We start from the raw sequence: 26,684 nt of genomic DNA on the forward strand, positions 1-26,684 counted from the left end.
TTGAAAAAAAGAAGAGAAGAGCCTTGGGCCACGATGGCTGCGCTCTGATTACTGAGGGGGAGTCGGCTGTATGAAGGTGCTTGCCATAATTCTAGTTCTCTTTATTGTTCAGCTGGCTGTAATTCTGCTGCTTGAATTTAGGCGCCCGCAGCGGGCGGTAGCCTGGATGTTCCTTACTTTCTGCTGTCCCCCGCTGGGGCTGCTTTTCTATTATGCATTAGGTCGTGATTTCCGGAGAAAATGCTCAGTGAGCCAAAAGTGCATTACCCGTCAGCCTGAAATTCACGCTCATGTCTCTGGCAAAAGTCGTGTGGTCAACAAGCTGGAGGAGTGCGGAAATCCGCAGTTCGCTCAGCAAAGAGAGCTGCTGTCCCTGCTGGCTGGGCTGTCGAAAAGTCCAATTACCGGCTGTAATACCACCAGGCTGCTCTCCAGTACAGAGGAGGCATACAACTCTATGCTGGAAGCAATGGAAGGCGCCCGTGAGCATATTCATCTGGAATTCTATATCTTTCGTGATGATGAGATCGGGGATCGATTCCAGGATGTAATGATTCGTAAAGCCCGGCAAGGGGTTAAGGTACGCCTGCTGTGCGATGGGATGGGCAGTCATGCCCTGAGCCGCAGATATATCCGGACGCTGCGTAGAGCCGGTGTCGAGGTGCATTTCTTTTTGCCGCCACTGCTTTCGCTGCTGGAAGGACGCTTCAATTATCGGAACCACCGTAAACTTTTGATCGTAGATGGACTAGTGGGTTTTACTGGTGGGATGAATGTGGGGGACGAGTATCTCGGCCGTAATCCCAAAATAGGCTATTGGCGCGACACACAACTGCGTCTGGAGGGAGACGCCGTTTATTTTATACAATACGTCTTCCTAAAGGACTGGAAGCTGGCCTCCGGAGAAGGGGTAAGTCACCCCCGTCTATTCCCTGCTCATTCTTGCGTGGGAAAGGAGTCGGTGAAAATTGTGCCAAGCGGGCCGGATGGGCAGATGGATGCGTCACAAGAGATGTATTTTGGAGCCCTGTGCGCTGCGAAGAGTCGAATCTGGATCTCCTCGCCGTACTTCATTCCTGATCCCGCGATTTGCCGGGCGTTGAAGAATGCAGTGCTCAAAGGGGTTGATGTCAGGATAGTTATCCCAGCGAAGCCAGACAACTGGGTCGTCTATTATGCATCCTTGTCTTATCTGGAGAATTTGCAGGATGCAGGTGTGAAATTCTACCGCTATACCAAAGGATTCATGCATGCCAAAATCATGGTGGCCGACGATTTGCTCGCGGCCGTGGGCAGCGCAAACCTTGATATGCGTAGCTTTTACTCTAATTTTGAGCTGACAGCATTGCTGCTAGACCTTAAAGCTATCTCAGCGGTGGCGGATGGATTTCAGCGGGATTTGAAGCACAGTGAGTTTATAAATCCAGAGCAATTTAGAGAGAGAAGCAGATTTGTCAAGCTGGGCGAGGGCATTTGTCAGCTGTTATCACCGCTCCTATGACAGGAAAAGTGACAAACAACAAAATTCTTGAACGTTTTTTACATGAACCATTCATTATGAAACGTTTATTTATGATATAATAAAGTGTACAAAACAGAAATGTAAGCCATGAACCTCATATCTTATGTTTCAAAATTATACTGTAATTGTAGGGGGAGTTCTATGAATGTGAGTCACGAACTGTTGACGAAAGAAGGCAAAACGCAAAAGTCCGGAGCGATCAAAACGGCGAAGCTTGCACAACGAGTTGTTATGCTGGCTATAGGAGCAGCGATGATGTCGGTTGCACTGGAGATATTCCTTGTACCGAATCAGATGATTGACGGTGGTATTACAGGGATCTCGATCATGCTGTCGCATATTTTTGATATTCCCCTCGGTATTCTGTTGACGCTGCTTAACCTTCCATTCCTGTTGATCGGCTATAAGCAAATCGGTAAAACGTTCGCTTTATCCACTTTATTTGCGGTAGTTCTGATGTCCATTGGAACTCAGTTGCTGCATCCGGTTAAGCCGTTTACCTCCGATCCACTGCTGGCTGCCGTATTTGGCGGTATCATTCTAGGGGTTGGCGTCGGGCTGGTTGTCCGTTATGGCGGATCGCTAGATGGTACGGAAATTGTGGCGATTCTGGTTGCCAAGAGACTACCGTTTTCTGTAGGCGAAGTTGTAATGTTCTTTAACCTGTTTATTCTATCGGGTGCAGGCTTTGTGTTCGGCTGGAATAATGCAATGTTCTCACTTATTGCCTATTATATAGCATTCAAATTGATTGATATTACACTTGAAGGTCTGGATCAGTCGAAGTCGGTATGGATTATCAGCGAGAAATTCCGGGATATCGGAGAAGCGCTGACAGAGCGCCTTGGGCGCGGTGTTACGTATCTGGATGGAGAAGGCGGATTCTCCGGCGAGAACAAGAAGGTTATCTTTGTGGTCATTACTCGTCTGGAAGAAGCTAAGCTGAAGGCTATTGTAGAGGATTGGGATTCTGACGCATTTGTTGCGATTGGTAATATCCATGATGTCAAGGGTGGACGCTTCAAGAAAAAATCCATCCACTAGCAAAGCTCGAGTACGGGCTTTAACTCACTGAAAGAAGGTATATTTACGAACGATCGGTCAATAAATACGGCAGAACCCTCTTTATGTGCCGTATTCTTATATAGAATACCTTCTGCATTTTTTATTAAAGGCATACAAAAAAGCGCAAGCTGAAAGGATACCGCATCCTGGGGCTTGCGCTTTTTGCATTGTTAAAATGTTGTTATAGCGGTTGTACCGATTTCAATGTAATTTGTTGTTCTTCGGAAAAGGACTTCTGGGTTCCGATGCCATCGGCATCTGCTCTAAAGCGAATAAGGTAATCCCCTACAGCCGGAATTCGTTTATTATACAGCTCGAAGGCGACGTCCTGCTTAAAGCCTGATATGTTCTTAATAGTCAGGGTATGCCCCCCATTGCTTATTTCCTCCGCTGTTATATTCCTCCACCCGCCTACAGCTATATAGTCATTAGTGGTGAACGTCAGTCCTTCCATTGTAACTTCCAAGATTCCATTCGAAAAAGTTTCCCCCGTAAAATAGTCAAGGCGTATTACGGATTGAAGAGATCCGGTTTGATATAACTTGGAGTGTATGAAATCCGTTCCAATATTGAAACCATAATTAATTGCAGGCAATGTTGGTACAGCCGGACGAACTCCTTTTTGCAGAGTGAACGTAAACGCATGTTCCGCATCGCGCGGAGACTCGTTGTCGTTATCATTCGTGGAGGTAAGGATATAGCTATATACCCCTGCATCCAGATCGCCGATATTGGCAGCAGGGAGTGATCCGTCCGACTGACTTAAGCCAAGATTAATCGGACTTCCCAAGCGGTCTTCTTCATCCACGATGCCGTTCTCGTTAAGATCCTCCCAGCGATAAGCCTTTACTACAGTGTCCGGTTCACTAACCGCGCCAGCCAAGCCTCTGATTTGATCCTGTTCACTATTGTAATTGTCAATAACTTCAAATTTTGTGATATCGACTGTTGGCACATTTGATTTGATAATCTGATTCAGTGTTTTGGTAGCGGTGGTTCCTGTTTTGGTTCCTGTTTTGGCTATTGGTGTAACCTTAAGTGTAATGTAGCTTCCAAGATCTTCGTCAGTCAATCGATAATATTGATTAGTGGCTCCAGAGATGGCTGTCTTGTCGGAAGCCTCCAGGGATTCAGAACGATACCATTGATAATTCAAGGAATCAACCTCATCGTTCTCTGCGTCAATATAGTCAAAATCAGCAAGGAGTTGATCTCCCACAGTAGGCTCATCTCGTGAAATAATCTGTAAATCCTGAATGGTTGGAGCTTCGTTTACGCCAGATAGATTTGATCCGCGATACTCCGCTTTGTTAAATGCATGGGATGCATCTTCTCCCCCAATGTAAAGAACAGCATTCGGTCCCGTCACATCTGAGACAATTTTAAAGCTAAATAAATCAACGACCGCTGCCTTGGCGTTCACATGACCTTCGGTCAAAGCCGTATTTAAGGCGCGCACAAAATCTCTCATGTCCTCATAGTTTTGATCCGCTGTGATCGTTGCTGTATTTACACCGTCGCTAACGGTAAATGTCTTTGGCTGTTCCGTGAAGTTACTATTGTAAATTCTTTTACTAAGTGCAAACGCAGATGATGTCTCGTAAACCGGTGTTGGTGTTGGTTCCGGTGTTGGTACCGGTGTCGGTATTGGTGTCGAAGATGGCTCCGGAGTCGGAGTTGGTGTCGATGATGGTACCGGAGTCGGAGTTGGTGTCGATGATGGTTCTGGCGTCGGAGTTGGTGTCGACGATGGTACCGGCGTCGGTGTTGGCTCAGGTGTTGGTGTCAGGTTAGAGCCCCCTGCAATTGGTGTGGATTGTGGAATAACGACCCCTTGTACAGGTTCCGGTGTGGCTGGCTGACTTGGGTTCTCTATATCTTGTTTTGATTTTTCGCCGAGGAATTTAGAAGCAACCAGAGCAACTTCCTGACGAAGCGCACTTTTCTTCGGTCCGAAGGAGCCGTCAGAATTACCTCTCATTAAGTTCAATTCCAAGGCAGCGGCGACAGAATCTTTGGCCCAATCTGAGATGGAGGAGGCGTCGCTGAAGGTTAGATTCTGGCCTTTTCCGGTGATATCAACAGCTAATGCATTCATAAAAATAACAGCCATTTGTTCACGAGTCAGCGTATTCGCTGCTCCAAAGTTTCCTCCGCCCAGTCCTTTCACGAGTCCTGCCTTCACAGCTGCCTCCACGGCATTAAAGGCGTAGGAATTACTTGGGACATCGCTAAACGTAGCTAACGCTGGCGGAGAAGTTAAATCAAGATTCAGTGTCTTAGCCAGAATGATCGCAAAGTCTTGTCTGGAGATGATCCCGGTCGGATTGAATTTGCCATCCCCAGTTTCATTGATAATCCCTTTGTTCGTTAGTTCCAATATCGCATCTTTGGCGTAAGAGTTAGAGATGTCCGTATACGATGACGAGGCGAATGCGTGAGGTACTAAAGTACCAAGCAGCACCGTGGTAGATAATATAGTTACAGATTTCTTTTTTAACGATTGTTTCTTGCCCATAGACTACTTTCCCCCTTGGAAATATTGCATATGACATATCTCTCAAAACATCGACATTATCTGCACAACTGATTGTACATTTTGATACTGAACCGATTCTGGACAGTGGCTGATAGGAGAGCTATTGCTGAAATAATAATGGCACGACAAAAAGAAGCCCTCCTTATAAGAAGGACTTCACTGGATGCTGTTCTTTTTAGGAAAGCTGCTGCACAATCGCTTCTATCGGCTGTGGGGGGACGCTGGCAATCAGGTCGCCCATTTGGCGCAGCCGTTCCTCGATATTAAGCAGATGATAATCGGTAATCGAGACGTCTCGTTCAACTTCTTCCCAGGTAAGAGGTGTCGAGACGGTTGCGAGCGGGCGAGCTCGGGGGGTGTAAGGGGCCGCAAGAGTTTTGCCGCCGTAATGTTGAAGATAGTCAAAGTAAATTTTATCCCCGCGGTGCTTCTTCAGCCGTTCCAAGGTGAACAGCTCCGGGTGCTTCTCGGTCACAAAACGTCCGACAAAATGGCCTACCGTTCGAAGGTCGTCAAAGGTTACACCCGGGGTAATCGGGACGATAATTTGAACGCCTGTTGCTCCGGAAGTTTTGGGAACTGAGGTGAGACCAAGGGATTGCAGCACCTTACCTACTATTGAGGCTGCTTCCATAATGCGAGGCTCCTCCTCGCGGGAAGGGTCCAGATCAATCATCCATTCACAGGGTAGCACGCTTCCGGCGTAGTGCAGGGAAGGATGAAATTCGAGCGCGGCAAGATTGCCTAGCCAGATCAGTTCGGGCAAACCCTGTAAAGTAATATAGGAGATGTTGTCCTGATTATAAGTGTGAACGAAGTCCGGAAGTGGCTCGGGCGCATTTTTCTGATAAAAAGACATACCGGATACCCCATGGGGATAGCGAATGACAGTCAGCAGCCGGTCCCGGCAGTAACGTAGCAGATAGGGTGAGAGCGCGGCAAGTTTTTGCAGATACATTTTCTTCGTAATGCCGACTTCTGGCCATAGGGGCTTATCGGGATTCGTGATGGCGATTTCTTGACCCTCTATTGTGATGGAACCTTTGACTGCAGTGGGCATGCTGGACTCCTCCTCAGGCTTTATCTCCCGTTAGCAATATTGTGTACATCCCGCCATATTTTCAGCACGGTTCATCATAATCAATCCATAATCATGTGAAAAGCGTCCTTCCGGCAGCTCCGGAAGAACGCTTATTTTTTCTGTTTAAGTCAACGCGGCTGCACTCCGCTGACTTAACAGGCAGTCCTGTGGTGGAATATCCACCTGGGCCTGAATGACAGGCTGGCGGAGTGTTCCAGATGTATTCCACTCCAGAAAGTGGATCTTAAAGCAGAGCTGCGGCATGATCCAGAAGGCTGCTTTGCTCCGCTGGGGCAGCGTAGCAAAAGGCATACTTGGAGCTGGCGCTTCATGTGCGTACCGGGTAAGCTCCTGCCAATCCTGCACGGTCAACTTGCCCGCACCTGCATGGCCAATATAATGCAGCTCGCCTTCATCGTCATACAGACCAAGTAGCAGCGCGTTGACCATTCCGTCACGGAAGGTGACTCCTCCGGCAACCGCAACAAGATCCTGAATGATTTTGCGCTTCTGCCAGCGCTTGTCCTTGCCACTCAGGGCGTAGGTACTGTTGATGTCCTTACAGACTATGCCTTCGAGCCCGCCCTTTTGAGCGGCATTGAACAGTTCTGCCGGATCGGTATAACTTGGAACACTCTGCACATGAGGATAAGGCAGCAGCATTTCAGTCAGAAGCTGCTGCCTCTTATGCAGCGGCTGGTCGAGCAGCCATAAGCCATTGCAGTACAGGATGTCAAAGACCATATACATGATCGGCACCTGCTGCTTTACAAATTGGATCGTGCCTTCTGTCCTCAGACTATCCCGCCGCATAACTTCGTGAAAAGAAGGCTTGCCGCCGCTGAGGGCGATAATTTCGCCATCCAGAATGACGGAGCTTGCTTTGCAATAAGCAGTGGCATCCGCAAGCTCGGGATACTGGAGCGTGCGGCGGTTACCACGTCTGTTAACCAGTTCGGTGCTGCTTCCGTCGTAATAGGACAGCATGCGAACGCCATCCCACTTGATCTGGGCGATCCATTGGTCACCCAGTGGAAGCTGTTTGGCTAGTATGGGCTCGAAGGGAATCACCGGCTTCAGCTTCATCAGTCGGTCCCCTAAGAAATCGTTTCTTTGGACTTGGCGCTGCGGCGCTTAGTCTTAGTCGGTGCAATGACCGGAATGGGGCCAACCTTGGGAGCTCCTTCAGTAGCAGGTGCTACGGCAGGAGAAGTTCCTACAGATGGTACGGTACCGGCCGGAGGCGTAACCATAGGGGAAGCCACAACAGGTGTTGCAGATCCTGCAAGTGGCGTGACCGCAGGTTCCGCCGCAGAGGTCTTTGCCGTTTTTCTTTTCCCCGTACCGGCAGCCTTTGATTTCTTGGCGCCGGACATAGAAGGTCCGGGATCTGTCGGCACATGCTGGACGGCTTCGATGCTGGCCTGCAGTGCGGCCATCAGGTCGATCACATTGCTCTCCTGCTTGGTAGGTGCGATATGGAACTCCTCGCCCGCGATCTTATGTGAGATGAGATCCAGCATCCGCTGGCGGTAATCATCTGTATATTTAGACGGGTCGAACGGCGTGGACAGCTGAGAGATCAGCAGCTTGGCCATTTCCAGTTCCTTGTCGTTCACGGCGCCAGCACCTGGCAGATTGGGTACCTGGGAAGCCGGACGCACCTCGTCCGGGTAGAAAATCGTTTCAATGGCAATGCATTCCTCCAGCACCCGGATAGCTGCCAGGCTGCTCTTGGAGCGGATGGAGATTTTGGCGATGCCGATTTTGCCCGTCTGGCGCATGGCCTCCATCAATAGCCGGTAGGCATTACCTCCGGCCTGATCGGGGGAGAGATAGTATGTTTTTTGAAAATAAATGGGGTCAATCTCCGTCAAATCGACGAAATCGAGGATCGTAATATTCTTGCTGCTTTCTTCGTTCAGTTGGTCCAGCTCTTCCTTATCGAAGGTGACAAACTTGCCTTTCTCGTACTCGTAACCCTTGCCAATCTCTTCCCAGGCGACTTCCTTGTCGCAGACTGGGCATTTGCGCACATACGATAGCGGGCTGCCGCATTCTTTATGGATGTAACGCAGCGAGATGTCCTTGTCCTCCGTAGCGGAGAACATTTTGACCGGAACGTGTACAAGCCCGAAGCTGATGGCTCCTTTCCAAACGGTATGCATGATATCGCCTCCTGAACGGTTATCTTGTTGCTTTTAGTGTTATAAGCGCATAAGGGCATGGATTTGCTTTGGCTTAGTATTGGGCTGGATACGTTTTTCTAGCCGGATGCATTTTTTGAGAACGATGGGAAAAAATAAGGCCAGGCAAGATATTGGAATTCAGCAATCAGCGTGGTGATATGAAGTGAACGGCGGAGGGGAAATGGTGGACAAATCGTGGAACGAGTGGAGCGACGCCTTGAGTGAGCAGGACATTCCTGCAGAGGTAGTTGATTGGAATGCCGTCACGACGAGCACGCCAGAGCATGAAGAGAGTGTGGAAGCAGACAAGCTGGATGCAGAGCAGACTATTGGCGAAGTTCCGGCTGTTATCAAGCAAAAGAATAAAACATAATACGATCTAATTTTTCCCACAAGTGAGGAGGATATAACATGGATGTAAGGCGGGCACAGGATATTTATGCTTCCAAGGAAATGATCTCGGTTCTGCTGGACGGTGAGCCGGTCTGGATTGAGCACGTGGATGCCGAGAACGGCATGGCTACCGTGCAGGTGGGATCACGTCCGACCAATACACATACTGTAGGCGTGGAACGGCTGGAAGAGAAGCGCTAAGCGGGCTATACAAGGAAAAGCGTCAAAAGAATGGTGTAATAAAGTTAGGTGTAAAGAACTGTGTGTACAGAACTGCGTGTAATGAGCTACGTGTAAAGAACTGCGTAGTAACGAACTGCGTAGTAACGAACTGCGTAGTAACGAACTGTGTAGTAAAGAACGAGATAATAAAAAATAGTATAATGCTGTCTTAACAGCATCATCTGCGGCAGGCCTGTTGCTCATTTTGTGGGCAAGGGGCCTTTTTGTAAATATATGAATTTATATGTTTTACGCTATAAATTATCCTTATATTTCTCGCTGCAACGGATACCGTCCCTCAAAGGACGGCAAAACCGTTTCTACTTGCGAATCTCAAAAATGACACCGTTGTTGCGGTAAAACAATCATACCGATATAATTAATTGTATTGTACTTCGACAGATTTCTTGTGTAATCTGACGATTACGGACTTATTCAAAGGTGGTATTGAAGTTGGACAATAATGTCGAATCGGTGCTCAAATACCATTCCAACAGCCTGGAGGATACAGAGAGGCTTGCGGCTGCTCTGGCGGCTGCATCGGTACCTGGTACCGTAATCGGACTGGACGGCGATCTGGGAGCAGGAAAGACAGCTTTTTCCCAACGCTTTGCCCGTCATCTGGGTGTAGAGGGCATCGTCAACAGCCCTACATTTACAATTATCAAGGAGTATGCGGGTCGTCTGCCACTGTACCACATGGATGTATACCGGATATCGGTTCAGGAAGCAGACGAGCTGGGTCTGGATGAATATTTCTACGGGCAAGGGGTTTGCCTGGTGGAGTGGAGTAGTATCATCACTGAGCTGATGCCTCCGCGACATTTGCATATATGCATGGAGACGGTTGGCCCGAACGAACGTATCATCACGGTAACGGGGACCGGTGAGCCTTATGATGAATGGTGCCGGACTCTGGAACAGAACGGGGTTAAGAAGAATGACGAATGAAAATATAGAGCCGCGCAAGCGGTTTTTGGCGCTTGATACATCGACGGCTACACTGGGGGTTGCCGTCACAGAAGGAGGCGCTGTGCTGCATGAGATCAATGCATCTGGCGAACGGAATCATTCCGTTCACCTGCTTCCGATCATTCAGCAGGCAATGGAGGCATCGAGAACGGACTTTGCCAGCCTGTCCGGTATATCGGTCGGCGTTGGGCCGGGTTCTTATACCGGAACACGTATTGCCGTGACTGCAGCCAAGACACTGGCCTGGGCTTGGAAATTGCCCGTGGCCGGTGTATCCAGCCTGCATGCCTTGGCATGGGGCGGCTGGCAGGCCGGTCTCGCCGGAGAGGCTGCGGCGAACCGGCAGGATGACGCCGCCAGCGATGCTGTTGCCGGCGTTCCGGCTGAGTCCGGGGCCGGTACCTATGGCCCGGACTGGATTATCCCGCTGCTGGATGCCCGCCGCGGGCAAGCCTATACTGCGCTGTTCGCAGCTGCTGACAGCGGTGCGCCGGTGCGCCTGGAACCGGACGCCATCCGCCTGATGGCGGACTGGGTGCTGCGGCTCGGCGAGCGGCTGGAACAAGCTGCCGCCTCAGGCACCAAACCGCGCAGGCTCTGGTTTGTCGGTGAGACGGCGCTGCATGCCAGCGAAGATTCACTGCGGCCGCTGCAAGAGGCCGCATCTGCACGCTTAGAAGCAGTTCCTTATGAATTGGAGGGACGCTGGGCCGGGCTGCTCGGCGAAGCAAGGCTGGAGCAAGGAGACAGTGATGACCTGCACAGCATTATACCTAACTATACCCAGCTTTCGGAAGCGGAAGCCAATCTGCAGTTAAGCAGAGAAGGGAGCATAAATAAACGATGACGGAAGCGGAGTCAGTAAGAGGGCAGGGAGAGGGTCTTGTTTTTCGCCTGATGAAGGTGGAGGATATCCCCGATATTCTAGTGATTGAACGGGAAGCCTTCACAATGCCGTGGACGGAGGAAGCCTTCCGGAACGAGCTGACACACAATCATTTTGCCAAATATATGGTGATGGAGCTGGCTGGTCATATTATCGGCTATGCTGGAATGTGGGCGATCGTGGATGAGGCCCATGTGACCAACATTGCCTTGCTGGAGGCCTACCGGGGCCGCAAATGGGGGGAGCGCCTGCTGGACGAGCTGATGAGAACGGCAGCTTTTTTGGGCATGCAGGCCATTACGCTGGAGGTCAGGGTAACCAACGAAATTGCCCAAAATTTATACCGCAAAAAAGGCTTCCGCTCGGCGGGTACCCGCAAAGGTTATTACTCCGATAACCGTGAAGATGCGCTCATTATGTGGGCCGAACTTCCGGCATACGAGGAGCCAAGCATTTTGGAAGGAAGCGTGGACCATAAATGAAGACTGAAACGGGTGCACTTCAGCCTGTGATTATATTAGCAATCGAGACAAGCTGCGACGAGACTTCGGTGGCTGTCGTTAAGGATGGCTGTGAGGTGTTATCCAACATCATCTCTAGCCAGATCGAGACTCACCGGGCCTTCGGCGGGGTCGTGCCTGAAGTTGCTTCGCGTAAGCATGTGGAAGTAATGACGCTGGTCATCGAAGAGGCGATGTCGGCCGCAAACGTAACACCTGAGGACTTGACGGCCATTGCTGTCACGCAGGGTCCGGGTCTGGTGGGGGCGCTTCTGGTAGGTGTGGTAGCTGCCAAAAGTCTGGCGCTTGCCTGGAACAAGCCGTTGATCGGCACACATCATATCGCCGGGCATATCTATGCCAATCGCCTCGTTGCTGAATTGCAGTATCCCTGCATGACACTGGTGGTTTCTGGCGGACATACAGAGCTGGTCCATATGGAGCAGGAAGGCCGTTTTAACATTATTGGCCGTACTCGCGACGATGCGGTGGGTGAAGCCTATGATAAGGTAGCGCGTGCGTTGGGGTTCCCGTATCCAGGAGGTCCTCATGTGGATCGTTTGGCTCGGGAAGCCGAAGAAGTCGTGCCGCTGCCTAGAGTGTGGCTGGAGCCGGATTCTTATGATTTCAGCTTCAGCGGATTGAAATCTGCCGTGCTGAATGTAGTCAACCAGAGCAAGATGAAAGGTCTGACGCCGGATGTGGCCGGAATTGCTCGGGGCTTTCAGGAGTCGGTTGTAGAGGTATTGGTTGAAAAATCCGTTCGGGCCGTTCGGGCTAACGGTGCCAAACAATTGCTGCTCTGTGGCGGTGTGGCTGCGAACAAGGGCTTGCGCGAAGCGCTGACGGCCCGCTGTGAGCAAGAAGGCATCGAGCTGATCGTTCCTCCTCCGGTTTATTGCACTGACAATGCGGCGATGATCGGTGCGGCTGCCTATGTAAAATGGAAGCATGAGGGTGGCATTCCTCTCGATATGGTGGCTGACCCTGGATTTTCGCTGGAAAAATGGTCCGTTCCCGCCTATTGACTTCAGTTCGTCGTCTGGGTATAATCAGTTCAATTATAAATTGACGCAAACGCAATGAATGGAAGCAGTAAGGAAACTCCGGGTTAAGAGAGCTGCGGGATGGTGCAACGCAGTCGAAGGAGACCTGAACTCGTCCGGGAGCGGAGCGGTGGAAGCAAAGGATGCCCTAATATGGGTCTTGTCTGGCAGTGCACGCCGGGTCCTTGTGTACATCGTTACGGTTAACCTCCGTGAGAGGGTGGTCAAGCAAAGTGATGGACATCATGTCCAGTTGGCTTGTTTGGCTGTTAAGTGGATATTTCAGTATCGGTGTAGATAAGCCGATATCAGGAGTATCAACAAGAGTGGTACCGCGAAGGTGAACAGCCTGTCGTCTCTTGAATGAGATGGCAGGCTTTTTTGTATGGTTTTTTCTAAAAAATATACGCTGTGAACGGGAGTAGTAAAAGACGATGGTGTTCAGAGAGCTGCGGTAAGGTGCGACGCAGTCACCAGAATCTTTGAAGCTCGCCCGGGAGCGGAGCGGCTGAACAACAGTAGGCCGCTACGGTTCGTCCCCGTTACCGGACCTTCCCGCAGGATGACGATGAACATCAGCATTCTGCCGGGAAGAGGAGCTGGGTGCAATTCAGCGAGCGGATGATATGATTCTGTTCGACTGTGCGCCAACAAGAGTGGTACCGCGGAGGGGAAACCCGCCGTCTCTTATATGAGACGGCGGGTTTTTGCGTTCCTACGGACCGGATGGGGCATGTAGCTGCATCCAGGTCCGCAGGGCACAGAGAGTAGGAGTTCCGCGTAAACAGCGGAATTCCTACTGTCATCTAGCTGCCGGCAGCAGTGGGTGGGAATAGCATAGCCGCAAGTCGACATGCGGCTGTGTGCAATGAACATAACGAAGGCACACAAAGGATGTACAGTGAGTAAACAGTAGGTACACCAGCAGTGCAGAGTAGGTCCAAAGTAAGACTATAGTGGATACACATTGCACAAAGCGGCTTTCATAGTTGGATACGAAGCGAGTGCAAAGTAAGTTTAGTGGGTACACAGAGAGCTCACAGAGGGTACACAGAAGGGCGAAAGAGAGTGTGGAGCAAGTGAAGAGCGCATACAGAGGAGTGCGCAGAGGGTGTACAGAAGGGCGAAAGAGAGTGTGGAGCAAGTACAGAGCAAGTACAGAGCAAGTACAGAGCAAGTACAGAGCAAGTACAGAGTAAGTGCCGTAGCCACACCACTAAAATTAACAGGATATCCTCCTGCTAATTAGCTGTAAACGCTAAGTTTGTGGAAATAACAGGATAATCTTAGGCTATTGAGAAACGCCATTCTCTACGATTGTTGATGAGAAGTAGCCTTATAAATTAGGCTCAACATCATCATCAGTGCTTGCCAAAACCACTGCTTCAGAAGGTTGACACGCATGCATGGGGGCTAACGGACCCTATCGTCGTTATTTGCCCGTCAAGTCGCTTCTGGAACATGTAACGGACTCAGGGGGCGCTATTTTCTCCCAAACCATTGATTTTACACAGAATTTCTGCTCATAGCGTCTCTGGTGTCCGTTATTTTCTGGAACGTTTGGTGGTGAGGAAATAACGTCTCTGGTGTCTGTTAGCAGAGGGAACAAGAAGCAACCCAAGACAAATCTAAAACGAACCAAAGAACGAACCAAAGAACAAATCGAAGAACGAACCAAAGAACGAACCAAAGAACGAGCCAAAGAACGAACCAAAGAACGAACCAAAGAACGAACCAAAGAACGAACCCCAAGAACGAACCCAAAACAAACCCGAATCAAACACATAAATCAGGAGGGATTTACCATGATTATTCCAGTCAAGAAACGAATTCAGATTTTTGATACTACGCTGCGTGACGGTGAGCAGGCGCCTGGTGCAAGCCTGACGCCAGAGCAAAAGATACTGCTGGCTTACAAGCTCGCCGAACTGGGTGTAGATGTGATGGAGCCGGGATTCCCTGTGTCCAGCCCTGGTGATTTTAACGCGGTAGAGACCATTTCGCGCAAGATTCGAAACGTGGAAATTTGCGGATTTGCTCGTGCGGTCAAAGGTGACATTGATGCCGCTGTAAAAGCAACCCGTGATGCTGAGCGGCGGCGGATTCACTTATTTATCTCCTCCTCGGACATCCATTTGCAGCATCAGCTGCGGATGAGCAGACCCGAGGTGGTGGCAAAAGCTCGTGAGATGACGGCATACGCCCGTCAATTCACAGATGTTGTGGAGTTCACGGCGATGGACGCCGCGCGAACGAACATTGATGACCTGATTGAGATGGTGGAGGCTGTCATTGAAGAAGGCGCATCTATTATTAACCTGCCGGATACGGTGGGCTATGCACTGCCGCATGAATATGGCGAAATGTTCCGGCGGGTGCGGCTGGGGGCAAGAGGCGGAGATAAAGTTATCTACAGTGCCCACTGTCATAATGATCTGGGGCTTGCTGTGGCTAACAGTCTGGCGGCCATTGAGGGAGGCGCGACACAGATCGAGGTGACCGTCAACGGTGTCGGTGAGCGAACAGGCAACTGTGCACTGGAGGAACTGGTGATGGCGCTGGAGACCCGTGGCGATGTGCTGGGTGCAGAGACGGGGATTGCCCTGGATCAACTGTATGAGTCTTCACGACTGATCAGCAGCGCAATGCATTTTCCCATTGCTTACAATAAGCCGGTCGTCGGTAGAAATGCATTTCAACATGAGTCAGGCATTCACCAGGATGGCTTGCTGAAGGATCGCAGCACCTATGAAATCATGGACCCGGAACGCCTTGGTATTCCACGCAGTATGATTATCCTGGGCAAGCACTCCGGACGTCATGCACTGAAGGACAGAGCTGCAAAATACGGCATTACACTGGAACCGGCGGAGCTGGATGCCCTGTACGAGTCGTTCAAAGAGACTGCTGACCGGCAAAAGGTTGTCAGCGACGAACAGCTTCTGCAGATGGTGAGCAGCACCACTGGACAGCAGGCTCAGGTCTATGAACTGGGCGAGGTACAGGTGCTCGCTGGAAGCGCAGAGCGGCGTGTAGCCGCCGTGACCGTGCGCCACTTGCAAAGCGGCAGTGAGACCTCCCATACCAGCACCGGCGATGGCCCTCTCGGAGCAATTATTGCCGCAATCGGGCAGGGAATTGCGGAAGATATTGATTTTGCCGGGCTGGAGCTGCATTCGCTGGGCAGCGGTGAGAATGCTCAGGCCGAGGCCGCTGTGATGGTGGAATGGGGCGGCGTCAAATTCAGGGGTACGGCGATTCACCAAGATATTGTAATGGCCGCCGGATTGGCCTACATTGCAGCCTGCAACGCGGCGCTTCTCTCTGCACGGAGTGTGGAAGCGGAATAGCTAAAGATTTGCGCTGGCCAACCTGTTCGGCAGATCGCCGCTAGAAATCGGCTTTACGATCGCGCCGGGGGCCGTTTTATCCGCGATTCTCAGCTCCATAGTTCTTCAGGATTCGGTTGAAGGGCGGGTATCGCCCATACTTAACTGTCTTATATTGACTAGACCCGCTGTCTGATCGAGAGATAGCGGGTTCTTTTTTGCCATAAAATCACGGGAAATATTAAGGGGAAATCCCTTTGTCAAGGTGTGGACAACGTTATCCACATATTCCGGCCGAATTGTGTAAAAAGTGCGTAAAATCAGCAATACCAGCTCTTTTTTTAATGGATTTGATCAGGCTGGAAAGAGGGGGAACATTCTGTGGAAATTGTGGATAATGTGTATAATTCAGTGGATAATATTTCCTTGACAACAGAAAGGGCGATTTAATCCATAAAAAAAGCCCCGAAGGGCTGATTTTAACAAAGAGTTATGCACGAAAACTGGGGATAGAGTTGTGGATAAGTATATTTGAACAAATTGGGAACTGTTAAAATATATTTTTGAAGTCGATTTACATTATTCGTCAGCAAGGATTTCCCATTCGCTAAAAAATTGACTCAATCGTTCCTTCTTGTCCTTCAGTTCTTCTTCATGCTGCTGAAGTGCCATATAATCCTGGTAAACTTCCGGCTTGGTCATCTCATTCTCTATGACAGCAATCTCTTCTTCCAATGTTGCGATGCTCTCTTCCAGATCAGCGATGCGCCGCTGGCGGTTACGTTCCTCGCGCTTGGCCTGTTTGTCCGCTTCAAAGGAAGAGGCCGTGCCTTTCTCGGCGGGAGGTGGCTCTTTGTCGATATTTTTGGTGGCAGACTTGAGCGCAGCCTGTTCAGCGGCCTCCTGGGCGATATCCTCCAGCTCCCGCTTTTTCTCAATATAATCGTCGTAGTTGCCGAGATACGGGTCAATGCCATCCGGGTGCAGCTCGAGCACACGCTCTGCCATTTTATTGAGGAAATAACGGTCATGGGAAATGAACAGCAGTGTGCCTTCAAAATCAATCAGGGCTGACTCCAGCACTTCCCGGCTGACGAGATCCAGATGGTTGGTCGGCTCATCCAGGATGAGCATGTTAGCGCCGCGCAGCATAAGCTTGGAGAGCGCTACCCGCGCTTTTTCCCCACCGCTCAGTGCAGAGACTTTCTTCAGGACATCTTCACCGCTAAATAGGAAGTTGCCGAGGATTGTACGAATTCTGGCTTCCTCCAGCATCGGGTATTCACTCCACAGCTCTTCCAGTACCGTATTTCGCGGATTTAGGCGTGTCTGCTCCTGATCGTAGTACCCGATTTTAACTTTGGTGCCCCAGTTTACCGTTCCAGCCGAAGGCTCGCGTGTGTCCATCAGGCATTGCAGCATCGTCGACTTGCCGATCCCGTTCGGTCCAATTAGCGCAGCGGTCTCGCCCCGGCGTAGTTCAAAGGAGGCATTGCGGAATAGCGGCGGCTGATCTTCACCGAAGGCAACCGACACATCCCGCACCTGTAGAACTTCTTTTCCTGACATGAAGTCTGGCTCAAAAGCGAAGTTGGCCTTTTTCAGGTCGCCTAGCGGTTTGTCGATTCGGTCCATTTTCTCCAGCGCCTTGCGTCGGCTCTGAGCCCGCTTGGTTGTGGAGGCCCGGACGATGTTGCGTTGTACGAACTCCTCCATCTTGGCGATCTCGCCTTGTTGTTTCTCATATTGCTTGAGCCTAGCTTCATATTCGGCGGCCTTGATATCTACATAACGGCTGTAATTGCCCGTGTACCGCCGGGACTGGTGCCGCTCAATCTCTACAATCGTGGTCACCAGCCGGTCGAGGAAATACCGGTCATGGGAAACCACGAGAATGCCGCCCGAATACCCACGAAGATAATCCTCCAGCCAGGTCAATGTCTCGATGTCCAGATGGTTGGTAGGCTCATCGAGCATCAGCAGGTCCGGGGCCTGAAGCAGAATCCGGGCTAATGCAAGACGAGTCTTCTGCCCGCCGCTCAAGGTGGAGATACGAGTATCCGGTGCGAAGTCGCCGAAACCCATACCGTGTAGAACGCTGCGAATCCGGGTATTCATCTCGTAGCCGCCATGGTCCTTGAACCAGTCGGACAGACGGGAATAACGTTCCAGCAGATCCTCGTACCGTTTGGGGTCCTCTGCGAGCGCAGGATCCGCGATCTGTTCCTCCAGCCGCCGCAGTTCAGATTCAGCTTCTATTAATGGAGCGAAGACCGCCAGCATTTCTTCCTCTATGGTCTTGTCCGATTGCAGTCCGCTATTCTGGGCCAGATAGCCAATTGTCGTTTCTTTGGATTTATGAATTTGCCCGCTGTCAAAAGAAAGTTCACCCGCCAGAATTTGCAGAAAAGTGGACTTCCCGGCTCCGTTGACCCCGACCAGTCCCACCCGTTCTTTTTCGTTAACCTGAAGGTTGATGCCGTCCAGCACGCTTTGTATTCCATATAATTTCGTAATTCCTGTTGCTTGAAGAAGCATAATGATGAAACCTCCACCCTTGCATATTACGCCTTGGCGCTGTCGCCTCAGCCGCTATAATCACGTATTCCTCTTAGTTTACATGAAAAGCGTTTCCGGTGCGAGAGCCTGTCAGAAGGAAAGAAGACCCGAACGTTTCACGAACTGGGCCCGGGACACGGGGAACGCCCGTACGCAAAACCATGTCTTCGGGCTATCTTGGCGAACCGGGGAGAAGAGTGGTAAACTAATCTTACAAACTAGGAGAAACGACGGACAGAAGAGGGAGGCGGAAGCTTATGACGGGCTTGCATGAAGAGCTCGCGCGAAGAAAGCGCGAGCTGCGGGTGCAGCAGGCTACCGCCCGGGACAGTCTGTCCCCAGGGCAGCGCAGTGAGCTGTCCGCTAGGGTCTGCCGCCATGCCTGGGCATGGGGCGAGTCTGAGACGCTGTCTTCAATTATGGCCTATGTATCCTTCCGTTCAGAGCTGAACACCAGGCCGCTACTTACACGCGCTTGGGAAGCAGGGTGCGAGGTAATGTTGCCCCGGGTTGTTCCCAGTAGCGGAACCATGACACTGCACCAGGTCACTTCCTGGGAGGAGCTGTCCGTCGGTACGTATGGTATCATGGAGCCGATAGCGGCCGGAGAAGATGCGGAGACTATGGTCTCCCGCAAACTCCCGGCCGCAGTATTCGTACCGGGACTGGCATTTGATACCCGGGGCGGACGCCTCGGATATGGACGGGGTTACTATGACCGTCTGCGTTCATCCTGGGAGGCCGGCGATCTCTATAAAGGAATGAGCACCCCGTTGTGGATCGGGCTAGCCTATGGCATGCAGATCGTGGAAGAAGTACCGATGGATGATCATGATGCTGTTATGGACATGCTGATTACGGAGCATGGCGTGCTGGATTGCCATAGTGGAGAATTTTTCAAGGGATAACCCCTGACAGCAAGAAGTGCAGAAGCTCTAGAAGCGCGCTGCACTGCATAACGATACATAGCATATAAGAGAGGGAGGGCGAACCTATGGCGTGGAAAACAGCAATCCTGACGGCCAGCGATAAAGGGGCCAGGGGCGAACGGGAAGACACGAGCGCCCAGGTGATCCGGGAGCTGGTAGAGGAAGAGCTTGGAGGGGAGATTGTTGAATATCGAATTGTCCCTGACGAGCAGGATGAGATTATTGCTGCTTTAATAGAATTGACTGATTATTTTCAGGCGGACCTGGTGCTTACCACTGGGGGGACGGATCTTGCCATCCGCGATGTAACGCCAGAAGCCACACGGCGTGTCATTGAGCGGGAGGTACCAGGACTTTCGGAGGCGATGCGTAGCACGGTTATGCAGAAGAACCGCGCAGTGATGCTGTTCCGCGGCATTTGCGGCATACGCGGGCGTACGCTGATTGTGAATCTGCCGGGTACGCCGAAGGGTGTGCATGAGAATCTGGCGGCCATTATGGACCAGCTTCCTGAGGCATTATTGATGGTGACTGGACAGTATCGCCAGTAATGTTGTTTTTCCGGGTCATTGTCTTGTCATATCACCCTATCACTCGAAGAAAATCGATGGATGTGTGATATAAGTTATGGTATTATTAAATCGACGTAAACGATATCATGAACGGACAGAATGACAAGGAGGATGAACAATGTTTAGTGGAATTGGTACTCCGGGAATTATTTTGCTGGTGATACTGGCGCTGTTGCTCTTTGGTCCGAATAAGCTTCCCGAACTGGGTAGGGCAGTTGGACGAACCTTCCGCGAGTTCAAGGAAGGTGCACGTGATATCGTCGGTGATTCTGAGCCGGCTAAGAAGAGCGAAGCGCAAGCGCCGGAAGCCCCGCAGAATGCAGCGACCAATGTTCCGCAGGACAGACGTCTGCCGGAATAATAGAACAATTAAGGCGGGGGTTTTCTCTTAAGTCGACTTGTGACTTTGGAGAGCGCCCCCTTTTTGTAAATTAGTATCAGAAAACCCCACAAAGTATGGTGACAGAGCAGCGAGCTCCATGCTTTGTGGGGTTATTTTGTGTCATGGGTGGTGTCTGTCATGTCTGTGAAGGGTGATGAGATGTCGTTGGTAGATCATCTCACCGAATTGCGCAAACGGATTATTTATGTGCTAATTGTTTTTGTTCTGGGTTTGGTGGGCGGATTGTTCTGCGGCAAGCCGATCTACGAATATCTGATCCGTTCCGATCTGGCACAAGGCTTCGTGTTGCATGCCTTCTCCTTCTGGGATGGGATCGGGATGTACATGAAGATTGCCATGGCCGTATCACTGGCCATATCCGTCCCTTTTATCATCTATCAGCTATGGGCATTCGTCAGCCCAGGGCTGCGTGAGGTGGAGCGGAAAGCGGCACTGCGTTATGTGCCTTACGTATTTATTCTTTTTATTCTTGGGGTATTATTCGCTTATTTTATTGTGTTTCCAATGGCACTTTCGTTTACGATCTCCATCACAAGAGATATGGGACTGGAAGAAACCTATGGTATTGCTCAATATTTCGAGTTTATGTTCAGCCTCGTTTTACCGATGGCACTGCTGTTTGAGCTACCGCTGGTAGTGATGTTCCTGACGAAAATCAGAATTCTGAATCCTTTGCGCCTGCGTAAACTGCGGCGTTACGCGTATTTCGTCCTTGTCTTTATCGGGATCGTGATTACTCCGCCGGATTTCATCTCTGACTTTCTGGTAGCGATTCCGCTGCTGATTCTGTATGAATTCAGCGTGTTCCTCTCTGCCTTTGTCTACCGTAAGCAACTGGCTGCGGATAAGGAGCTGGAGGAGCGATATGTTAAGCAACAGGAGGATTAGCGGGAGTGCTTGTCGAGCGATTCTTCCCTGAAGCAGCAGCATCGCGTAACAAGCTTGACTGAATCCTCCCCATGATCAGGGTAAACAGGCCAATCAGCACGAACAGGGCAGTGCCGTTCCAGAGATCCAGGATAATGCCGCCCAACAGTGGGCCAAGCGCCCTGGAGACTTGAGGACCCATGCCATAGATGGCGAAGGCATAACCTCTCTGTTCTGCTGGAGCCATCTCAGCGATGGCTTTCTGTGCATGAGGTCCATGTAGCATCTCGCCGACAGAGAAGATAAACTCTGCGGTCAGAAGCAGGACAAGTGTGGGGGCGAAGCCGTAGCCCAGTGCGACTGCAGTGAAGAGCAGGTAGGCGATGCTGAGCATACGGCGTGCGGTGAAGCGTGCCGTCACTTTGGCGACCAACAACTGGAGCAGGATGACCGTCACACCGTTGAAGGTTAGCATCGTAGCAAGTACGGCTTTATAGTTATCGAAATGAGTCTGCAGGTGAAAAGGTAATGTAGAGTCCACCTGGGCATACAGAAAGCCGACAGGCAGATAGCAGAGTGTCAGCCAGAGGATCATCCGGTTCTCTGGCTGTTTGGCTGCTGTCAGCCAAGGCACGGTTGGCCCAGTCGAATGTCCGCTTCCCCGCAGCCTGGACGGTGCCGATTCCTTCAGGCGAAGCCAGAGTAGCCCTGAATAGGCGGCCAGCAGCAATGCGGCGCTCCAGAAGACGATATGCACGTTCCAGGAGAACAGCATGAGTCCAAGAGCGGGACCGAAGGCAGCGCCGAAATTTAGCGCCATGTGCAGCAGCGCGTAGACCTCTGCCCGCTTTTCCGGCTGGACAATGTCGGAGATCTGGGCGCTGGCCGCTGGCTGGAACAGGGCGGAGCCGATCCCATTCAGGATGGAGGCGGCTGCGAACAAGAGAATTCCGTCCGCCAGGGCGTAGCCCGCGAAGGATAGAGTCTGCAGCAGCAGTGAAGCAACCATGACCGGCTTGCGTCCGTATCGGTCACTGAGGCTCCCGCCGCCGATTCCGACGAAGATGCCAAATACGGGCTGTAGGCCGACAATCAGGATCGGCAGCAGCACAGAGCCGTTCATTTGGTCATGCAGGTATAAGACCAGAAAGGGCCGGATCATGAACATTGTTAATGAACTGAGAATAGTGCCTGTGAACTGAAGCCAAACTGCTCCGTCATAGGACTGAAAGAATGATAATCGGTTGATTTTTTTGGCTGACATATGGTGTTTCCCCGCTTTCTTTCACTCGGCTAGTGCATTTCCTGATCTGCACAACTGGAGTATACATGCCGCTATTTTGTTAGTAAAATTAAGGTTGATGATGTTGATATTAGTTTTTACTAATGGCTGGTTTGGGCATGATGTTCAGATGTACTATAGAGGGGAGGATTCTTCTGTCGGCTTCCGGCAGGGATGAAGATGACCATACTTCAGTTGCAAGTATTTGCGGCCGCAGCAGAAGCGAAGAGCTTCACCCGGGCTGCCGAAGATCTTGGCTTTACCCAATCCGCCGTATCGCAGATGATTCAGAGTCTTGAGAAAGAATTGGGCATTCTGCTGTTTCACCGCAGCCGTCAAGGCATTGTCCTGACCGGGAACGGGGAGGCGATGTTGAAGCATGCCCGTCTTATTTTGCATACAACCCAGGTCATGAAGGAAGAAGCGGCTCTCGCCGCGCAAATGCAGGCCGGTTCGCTGCGGATTGGTGCTACGCCGGATATTGCCTGCCGGTTCGTGCCAGAATTGTCCGAGGCGTTCAAGCAGTCTTTTCCTGGCGCAGAGGTTGTGGTTTTCGAGGGAGAATCCGAGGAGATCAACGAATGGATCGCAAGTGACATTATTGATATTGGGATAACGATGTTCCCGGACCCGCAGTGGCATAGTGTGCCCCTGATCCGTGATGAGATGGTCGTGCTTTTGCCGGAGAATCATCCGTTAGGGCAGGAACCCTTTCTGGATTTCGAGCAAATCAAAGAGCAATGCTTCCTTATGCCGAAGGACGAGGATCTGCGCAAGCTGCTGCTATCTCGTCATCCCGGCTTCAATGTTGTGATGGAAGTGAAGGATTTCAATACGATTCAGGCGATGGTACAAGAAGGCTTGGGCTTGTCCATACTGCCTCGGTTCTATATTTCCAGACTCGGTGCCAAGCTACCGGCTGTTTCTTTTGCGCCTGTACTCATGCAGGAAGTGGTGATGGCGGTCAAGAATGACCTCGATATCCCGCCGCTGGCTGCCGAATTCATACGACTAAGCCTCGATTATATCCGAAAGCACAGACAAGATGCTGTTACGGGTGGGTGAGAGCGGGGGAAGGCATATTTTTCCGATGGCTGGATAGAATGTAAAGGGGTATGTGTCGGACAACCGTATAAAACCATTTTTTCCCGAAAACAAAATACGAATTTGTGTAAAAGGACTTGAAATCCGCTCTCAAGTTGAGTATCATAAAAATTGTTGTTAGCACTGCGGAGTGTCGAGTGCTAATGCTGCTGAAAAATATGGAATGACGAGCATTCTCTATGCCAGATTCATATTTTTCAAAATATCGCAGTCTCTAGACTGTAGCGATATTCCTAATCTCTGTTTTCAAGATCAATCACATAATTTTAAAGGAGGCTATTTTTCATGATCAAACCTTTAGGTGAACGCGTATTGGTAGAACCGAGCGAGCAGGAGGAAACTACTTCTTTCGGAATCGTGCTTCCGGACTCTTCTAAGGAAAAGCCACAAGAAGGCAAGGTTATCGCAGTAGGCAGCGGCGCATTGAAAGATGGCGTGCGTGTGGCACTAGAAGTTAAAGAAGGCGACCGTGTAATCTTCTCAAAATATGCCGGAACTGAAATCAAATACGAAGGCAAAGAATATTTGATTATGAAAGAAAGCGACATTCACGCGATTCTTGACTAAGAGTCGTCTATAAGCTTGAACTCAATTACTTATGAATAGTGCACGAAGAATTATATTCACAAAACTAGGTTGATGCTTTCGAAGCCAGTTTTGACGATGAAGATCGAAGAAGTATATTCACAAAACTAAGTCGATGCTTTCGAAGCCAGTTTTGACGGAGAATATCTAAGTAGTGTATGCTAACAAAACTTTTAGGAGGTATATTACACAATGGCAAAAGAAATCAAGTTCAGTGAAGATGCTCGTCGCGCTATGCTGCGCGGTGTTGATGCTTTGGCAAACGCGGTAAAAGTAACACTTGGACCGAAAGGCCGCAACGTGGTACTGGAGAAGAAATTCGGCAGCCCGCTGATCACTAACGACGGTGTAACCATCGCCAAAGAAATCGAACTCGAAGATGCATTCGAGAACATGGGTGCTCAACTGGTTAAAGAAGTAGCTACCAAAACTAACGATGTTGCTGGTGACGGTACTACAACTGCAACTGTTCTGGCTCAAGCTATGATCCGTGAAGGTCTGAAGAACGTAACTGCAGGCGCTAACCCTATGGTTATCCGCAAAGGGATCGACAAAGCAGTTCGTGCAGCAGTAGAAGAATTGCAAAAGATCGCTAAGCCAATCGAAGGTCAACAATCCATCGCTCAAGTAGCGGCAATCTCTGCTGCTGACGACGAAGTAGGCCAACTGATTGCTGAAGCTATGGAAAAAGTGGGCAAAGACGGCGTTATCACCGTTGAAGAATCCCGCGGATTCCTGACTGAGCTTGAAGTGGTTGAAGGTATGCAGTTCGACCGTGGTTACATTTCTCCGTACATGATCACTGACACGGACAAAATGGAAGCCGTTCTGGACAACCCGTACATCCTGATCACAGATAAGAAAATCAGCAGCACGCAAGAAATCTTGCCATTGCTTGAAAAAATCGTTCAACAAGCTAGACCGCTTGTCATCATCGCTGAAGATATCGAAGGCGAAGCACAAGCTATGTTGATCGTGAACAAACTGCGCGGAACTTTCAACGCTGTTGCTGTTAAAGCTCCTGGCTTTGGCGACCGCCGTGAAGCTATGCTGCAAGATATCGCTGCCCTGACTGGCGGCCAAGTGATCACTGAGAAGCTCGGTCTGGACCTGAAGAGCACTTCCATCGAGCAATTGGGTAACGCACGTCAAGTGCGCGTAACCAAAGAAAACACTACAATCGTTGACGGAAGCGGCGACAAAGCGGACATCACTGCTCGCGTAAACCAAATCCGTGCTCAACTGGAAGAAACCACTTCCGAGTTCGACAAAGAGAAATTGCAAGAGCGTCTGGCTAAATTGGCTGGCGGCGTAGCCGTTGTCAAAGTTGGCGCTGCAACTGAAACTGAATTGAAAGAGCGTAAACTGCGTATCGAAGACGCCCTGAACGCAACCCGCGCTGCGGTTGAAGAAGGTATCGTATCCGGTGGGGGTACAGCTCTTGTGAACGTATATAACGCTGTTGCCGCAGTAACTGTATCCGGCGATGAGCAAACGGGTGTAAACATCGTGCTTCGCGCGTTGGAAGAGCCAGTTCGCACAATCGCAGCGAACGCTGGTCAAGAAGGTTCCGTTATCGTGGACCGCTTGAAAAAAGAAGCTATCGGCATCGGCTACAACGCTGCAACTGGCGAGTGGGTGAACATGTTCGACGCAGGTATTGTTGACCCTGCGAAAGTAACTCGTTCCGCACTGCAAAACGCTGCTTCCGTAGCGTCCATGTTCCTGACAACCGAAGCTGTTATTGCTGACAAGCCAGAACCAGCAGGCGCTGCTGGCGTTCCTGACATGGGCGGCATGGGTGGAATGGGTGGCATGATGTAATAAAGCCAAAGCCCCTTGCTGGAACAAGGGTCTAGGTGATTAATAGGTTCATTTGTTAACAGCTAACCGTTTTTTTTAGAGGCTCTCATTAGTTCGCTGAACTTTTGAGAAGCCTCTTTTCTTTTTAGTTATATGAAGGTATATCTTACGCGTAATCTCGTCGTTTGCATGTCCGAGTCTCTGCAAGAGTTGTTCAAGTGACACTCCTGCTTCGGCGAGCAGTGATGTGTGAGTGCTAAGAGATCTTCGAATCCCGCAATTATCTGATGATCAACCTCTATGTCACGAACTGATGTTGCGGTTTTAGGTGTATTGAGTTTTCCTTGTTTACTAAGCCCGTAAAAAATGTACTAGTGGATTTAGTTTACAGATCATACCAGTGTCCAGTAAAATAAATGCAACGGAAGCAATGTGCCCTGCCAGTAATGGTGGGGCATTTTGCATAAGGAGTGTTGTTGTGAGAAAAGTTTTTAAAGATCTTGGTGTCCACTTCTGTGTGGCAACTATTCTTATAGTGTTTTCGTTATTAATCAAAGATCATGATGATAGGAATAGGGAACAGCTATCCTTGATGATCGTACTGATGTCTGGAGCACTAATATCTATCGGGGGATATCGCTATCTGCGAAACAGAAAAGGTATGGAAATGATAATTGGCGGAGTTATTGTTTTAGGAGTAGCTTTGTTCTACTTGTCTTTTGAGGTGTGATCAATTGGGGAAGAAGAGGCTTCCTGGGTAGGTTAAAATATTGGATTTATTACAAGGAAAAAGGGACCCTCATGATCCCTTTTTAGTTCGCAATAAGTAAAGCATT

At 50.3% G+C, this 26,684-nt stretch carries 23 protein-coding genes, 1 pseudogene and 1 other annotated feature; of the genes and pseudogenes, 17 read left to right on the forward strand and 7 right to left on the reverse strand.

Features of this window, described 5'->3' with window-relative positions; translation table 11 throughout:
- Positions 1-70 precede the first annotated feature (70 nt).
- Both cls and ACFORK_RS19580 read left to right on the forward strand, forming a co-directional pair.
- The gene (cls, locus tag ACFORK_RS19575) at positions 71-1,501 is read left to right on the forward strand and encodes a cardiolipin synthase (RefSeq protein WP_379202048.1); all 1,431 of its coding nucleotides are present in this window, start codon (positions 71-73) and stop codon (positions 1,499-1,501) included.
- A gap of 117 nt (positions 1,502-1,618) precedes the next feature.
- On the forward strand, positions 1,619-2,566 hold the full coding sequence (locus tag ACFORK_RS19580) for a YitT family protein (protein ID WP_379202421.1): 948 nt from the start codon (positions 1,619-1,621) through the stop codon (positions 2,564-2,566).
- Positions 2,567-2,768: 202 nt separating this feature from the next.
- Here ACFORK_RS19580 and ACFORK_RS19585 read toward each other — a convergent pair whose 3' ends face one another.
- From ACFORK_RS19585 to ku, 4 genes are all read right to left on the reverse strand, one after another.
- Complete coding sequence (locus ACFORK_RS19585) at positions 2,769-5,105, reverse strand: S-layer homology domain-containing protein (RefSeq protein WP_379202050.1); 2,337 nt, start codon at positions 5,103-5,105, stop codon at positions 2,769-2,771.
- A 196-nt stretch (positions 5,106-5,301) separates the two neighbouring features.
- Positions 5,302-6,186 (reverse strand): non-homologous end-joining DNA ligase, encoded by an 885-nt coding sequence (gene ligD, locus ACFORK_RS19590; protein ID WP_379202052.1) that lies wholly within the window; start codon positions 6,184-6,186, stop codon positions 5,302-5,304.
- A 144-nt stretch (positions 6,187-6,330) separates the two neighbouring features.
- Entirely contained in the window at positions 6,331-7,293 is a 963-nt protein-coding gene (locus ACFORK_RS19595) for an ATP-dependent DNA ligase (protein WP_379202054.1), read from the reverse strand.
- An 11-nt stretch (positions 7,294-7,304) separates the two neighbouring features.
- Entirely contained in the window at positions 7,305-8,375 is a 1,071-nt protein-coding gene (ku, locus tag ACFORK_RS19600) for a non-homologous end joining protein Ku (protein ID WP_379202056.1), read from the reverse strand.
- Positions 8,376-8,559: 184 nt separating this feature from the next.
- Here ku and ACFORK_RS19605 point away from each other — a divergent pair, with 184 nt between their 5' ends.
- The 7 genes from ACFORK_RS19605 (at position 8,560) to ACFORK_RS19635 (ending at position 15,765) form a co-directional block, all read left to right on the forward strand.
- The gene (locus ACFORK_RS19605; protein ID WP_379202058.1) at positions 8,560-8,769 is read left to right on the forward strand and encodes a hypothetical protein; all 210 of its coding nucleotides are present in this window, start codon (positions 8,560-8,562) and stop codon (positions 8,767-8,769) included.
- A 38-nt stretch (positions 8,770-8,807) separates the two neighbouring features.
- Positions 8,808-8,990, forward strand: a complete 183-nt coding sequence (locus tag ACFORK_RS19610) for an H-type small acid-soluble spore protein (RefSeq protein ID WP_379202060.1) — start codon at positions 8,808-8,810, stop codon at positions 8,988-8,990.
- A 474-nt stretch (positions 8,991-9,464) separates the two neighbouring features.
- Positions 9,465-9,962, forward strand: a complete 498-nt coding sequence (tsaE, locus tag ACFORK_RS19615; RefSeq protein ID WP_379202062.1) for a tRNA (adenosine(37)-N6)-threonylcarbamoyltransferase complex ATPase subunit type 1 TsaE — start codon at positions 9,465-9,467, stop codon at positions 9,960-9,962.
- On the forward strand, positions 9,952-10,830 hold the full coding sequence (tsaB, locus tag ACFORK_RS19620) for a tRNA (adenosine(37)-N6)-threonylcarbamoyltransferase complex dimerization subunit type 1 TsaB (protein ID WP_379202064.1): 879 nt from the start codon (positions 9,952-9,954) through the stop codon (positions 10,828-10,830). The genes tsaE and tsaB overlap by 11 nt, the downstream gene beginning before the upstream one ends.
- Complete coding sequence (gene rimI, locus ACFORK_RS19625) at positions 10,827-11,351, forward strand: ribosomal protein S18-alanine N-acetyltransferase (protein WP_379202067.1); 525 nt, start codon at positions 10,827-10,829, stop codon at positions 11,349-11,351. Before tsaB ends, rimI begins: the two co-directional genes overlap by 4 nt.
- Positions 11,348-12,397 carry a tRNA (adenosine(37)-N6)-threonylcarbamoyltransferase complex transferase subunit TsaD gene (tsaD, locus tag ACFORK_RS19630; protein ID WP_379202069.1) on the forward strand — a complete coding sequence of 350 codons (1,050 nt, stop codon included), beginning with the start codon at positions 11,348-11,350 and terminating at the stop codon, positions 12,395-12,397. Before rimI ends, tsaD begins: the two co-directional genes overlap by 4 nt.
- 420 nt (positions 12,398-12,817) lie before the next feature.
- Positions 12,818-13,106: a binding site (T-box leader), on the forward strand.
- 1,114 nt (positions 13,107-14,220) lie between these two features.
- Complete coding sequence (locus tag ACFORK_RS19635) at positions 14,221-15,765, forward strand: 2-isopropylmalate synthase (RefSeq protein WP_379202071.1); 1,545 nt, start codon at positions 14,221-14,223, stop codon at positions 15,763-15,765.
- A gap of 558 nt (positions 15,766-16,323) precedes the next feature.
- On the opposite strand, the gene ACFORK_RS19640 is transcribed toward ACFORK_RS19635, so the two are convergent.
- Positions 16,324-18,282: an ABC-F family ATP-binding cassette domain-containing protein gene (locus ACFORK_RS19640; RefSeq protein WP_379202073.1), complete on the reverse strand. Its 1,959-nt coding sequence runs from the start codon at positions 18,280-18,282 to the stop codon at positions 16,324-16,326.
- Between the two features lie 278 nt (positions 18,283-18,560).
- Here ACFORK_RS19640 and ACFORK_RS19645 point away from each other — a divergent pair, with 278 nt between their 5' ends.
- The 4 genes from ACFORK_RS19645 (at position 18,561) to tatC (ending at position 21,095) form a co-directional block, all read left to right on the forward strand.
- Complete coding sequence (locus tag ACFORK_RS19645) at positions 18,561-19,211, forward strand: 5-formyltetrahydrofolate cyclo-ligase (RefSeq protein ID WP_379202075.1); 651 nt, start codon at positions 18,561-18,563, stop codon at positions 19,209-19,211.
- Between the two features lie 86 nt (positions 19,212-19,297).
- Positions 19,298-19,783: a MogA/MoaB family molybdenum cofactor biosynthesis protein gene (locus ACFORK_RS19650; protein ID WP_020429419.1), complete on the forward strand. Its 486-nt coding sequence runs from the start codon at positions 19,298-19,300 to the stop codon at positions 19,781-19,783.
- Positions 19,784-19,922: 139 nt separating this feature from the next.
- Positions 19,923-20,165 (forward strand): twin-arginine translocase TatA/TatE family subunit, encoded by a 243-nt coding sequence (locus ACFORK_RS19655; RefSeq protein WP_379202077.1) that lies wholly within the window; start codon positions 19,923-19,925, stop codon positions 20,163-20,165.
- Between the two features lie 159 nt (positions 20,166-20,324).
- Positions 20,325-21,095, forward strand: coding sequence for a twin-arginine translocase subunit TatC (gene tatC / locus ACFORK_RS19660; protein WP_379202079.1), 771 nt, complete (start codon positions 20,325-20,327; stop codon positions 21,093-21,095).
- Here tatC and ACFORK_RS19665 read toward each other — a convergent pair.
- Positions 21,076-22,338: an MDR family MFS transporter gene (locus ACFORK_RS19665; protein WP_379202081.1), complete on the reverse strand. Its 1,263-nt coding sequence runs from the start codon at positions 22,336-22,338 to the stop codon at positions 21,076-21,078. The genes tatC and ACFORK_RS19665 overlap by 20 nt on opposite strands.
- Positions 22,339-22,530: 192 nt before the next feature.
- On the opposite strand from ACFORK_RS19665, the gene ACFORK_RS19670 reads away from it, so the two are divergent.
- The 3 genes from ACFORK_RS19670 to groL all read left to right on the forward strand — a co-directional run bounded on the left by ACFORK_RS19670 (position 22,531) and on the right by groL (position 25,869).
- Positions 22,531-23,421, forward strand: a complete 891-nt coding sequence (locus ACFORK_RS19670) for a LysR family transcriptional regulator (protein WP_379202083.1) — start codon at positions 22,531-22,533, stop codon at positions 23,419-23,421.
- 324 nt (positions 23,422-23,745) lie between these two features.
- Complete coding sequence (groES, locus tag ACFORK_RS19675; protein ID WP_175373947.1) at positions 23,746-24,027, forward strand: co-chaperone GroES; 282 nt, start codon at positions 23,746-23,748, stop codon at positions 24,025-24,027.
- Positions 24,028-24,237: 210 nt separating this feature from the next.
- Positions 24,238-25,869 carry a chaperonin GroEL gene (gene groL, locus ACFORK_RS19680; RefSeq protein WP_379202086.1) on the forward strand — a complete coding sequence of 544 codons (1,632 nt, stop codon included), beginning with the start codon at positions 24,238-24,240 and terminating at the stop codon, positions 25,867-25,869.
- A 62-nt stretch (positions 25,870-25,931) separates the two neighbouring features.
- On the opposite strand, the pseudogene ACFORK_RS19685 reads toward groL, so the two are convergent.
- Positions 25,932-26,103, reverse strand: a pseudogene (locus tag ACFORK_RS19685) (site-specific integrase); the annotation flags it as partial.
- A 223-nt stretch (positions 26,104-26,326) separates the two neighbouring features.
- Between ACFORK_RS19685 and ACFORK_RS19690 the strand changes: the two are divergent.
- Positions 26,327-26,578, forward strand: coding sequence for a hypothetical protein (locus ACFORK_RS19690; protein WP_379202088.1), 252 nt, complete (start codon positions 26,327-26,329; stop codon positions 26,576-26,578).
- The last annotated feature ends 106 nt before the right edge of the window (positions 26,579-26,684 follow it).

Source organism: Paenibacillus sp. GCM10012306, assembly GCF_042649265.1.
Classification (GTDB): Bacteria; Bacillota; Bacilli; order Paenibacillales; family Paenibacillaceae; genus Paenibacillus_AQ.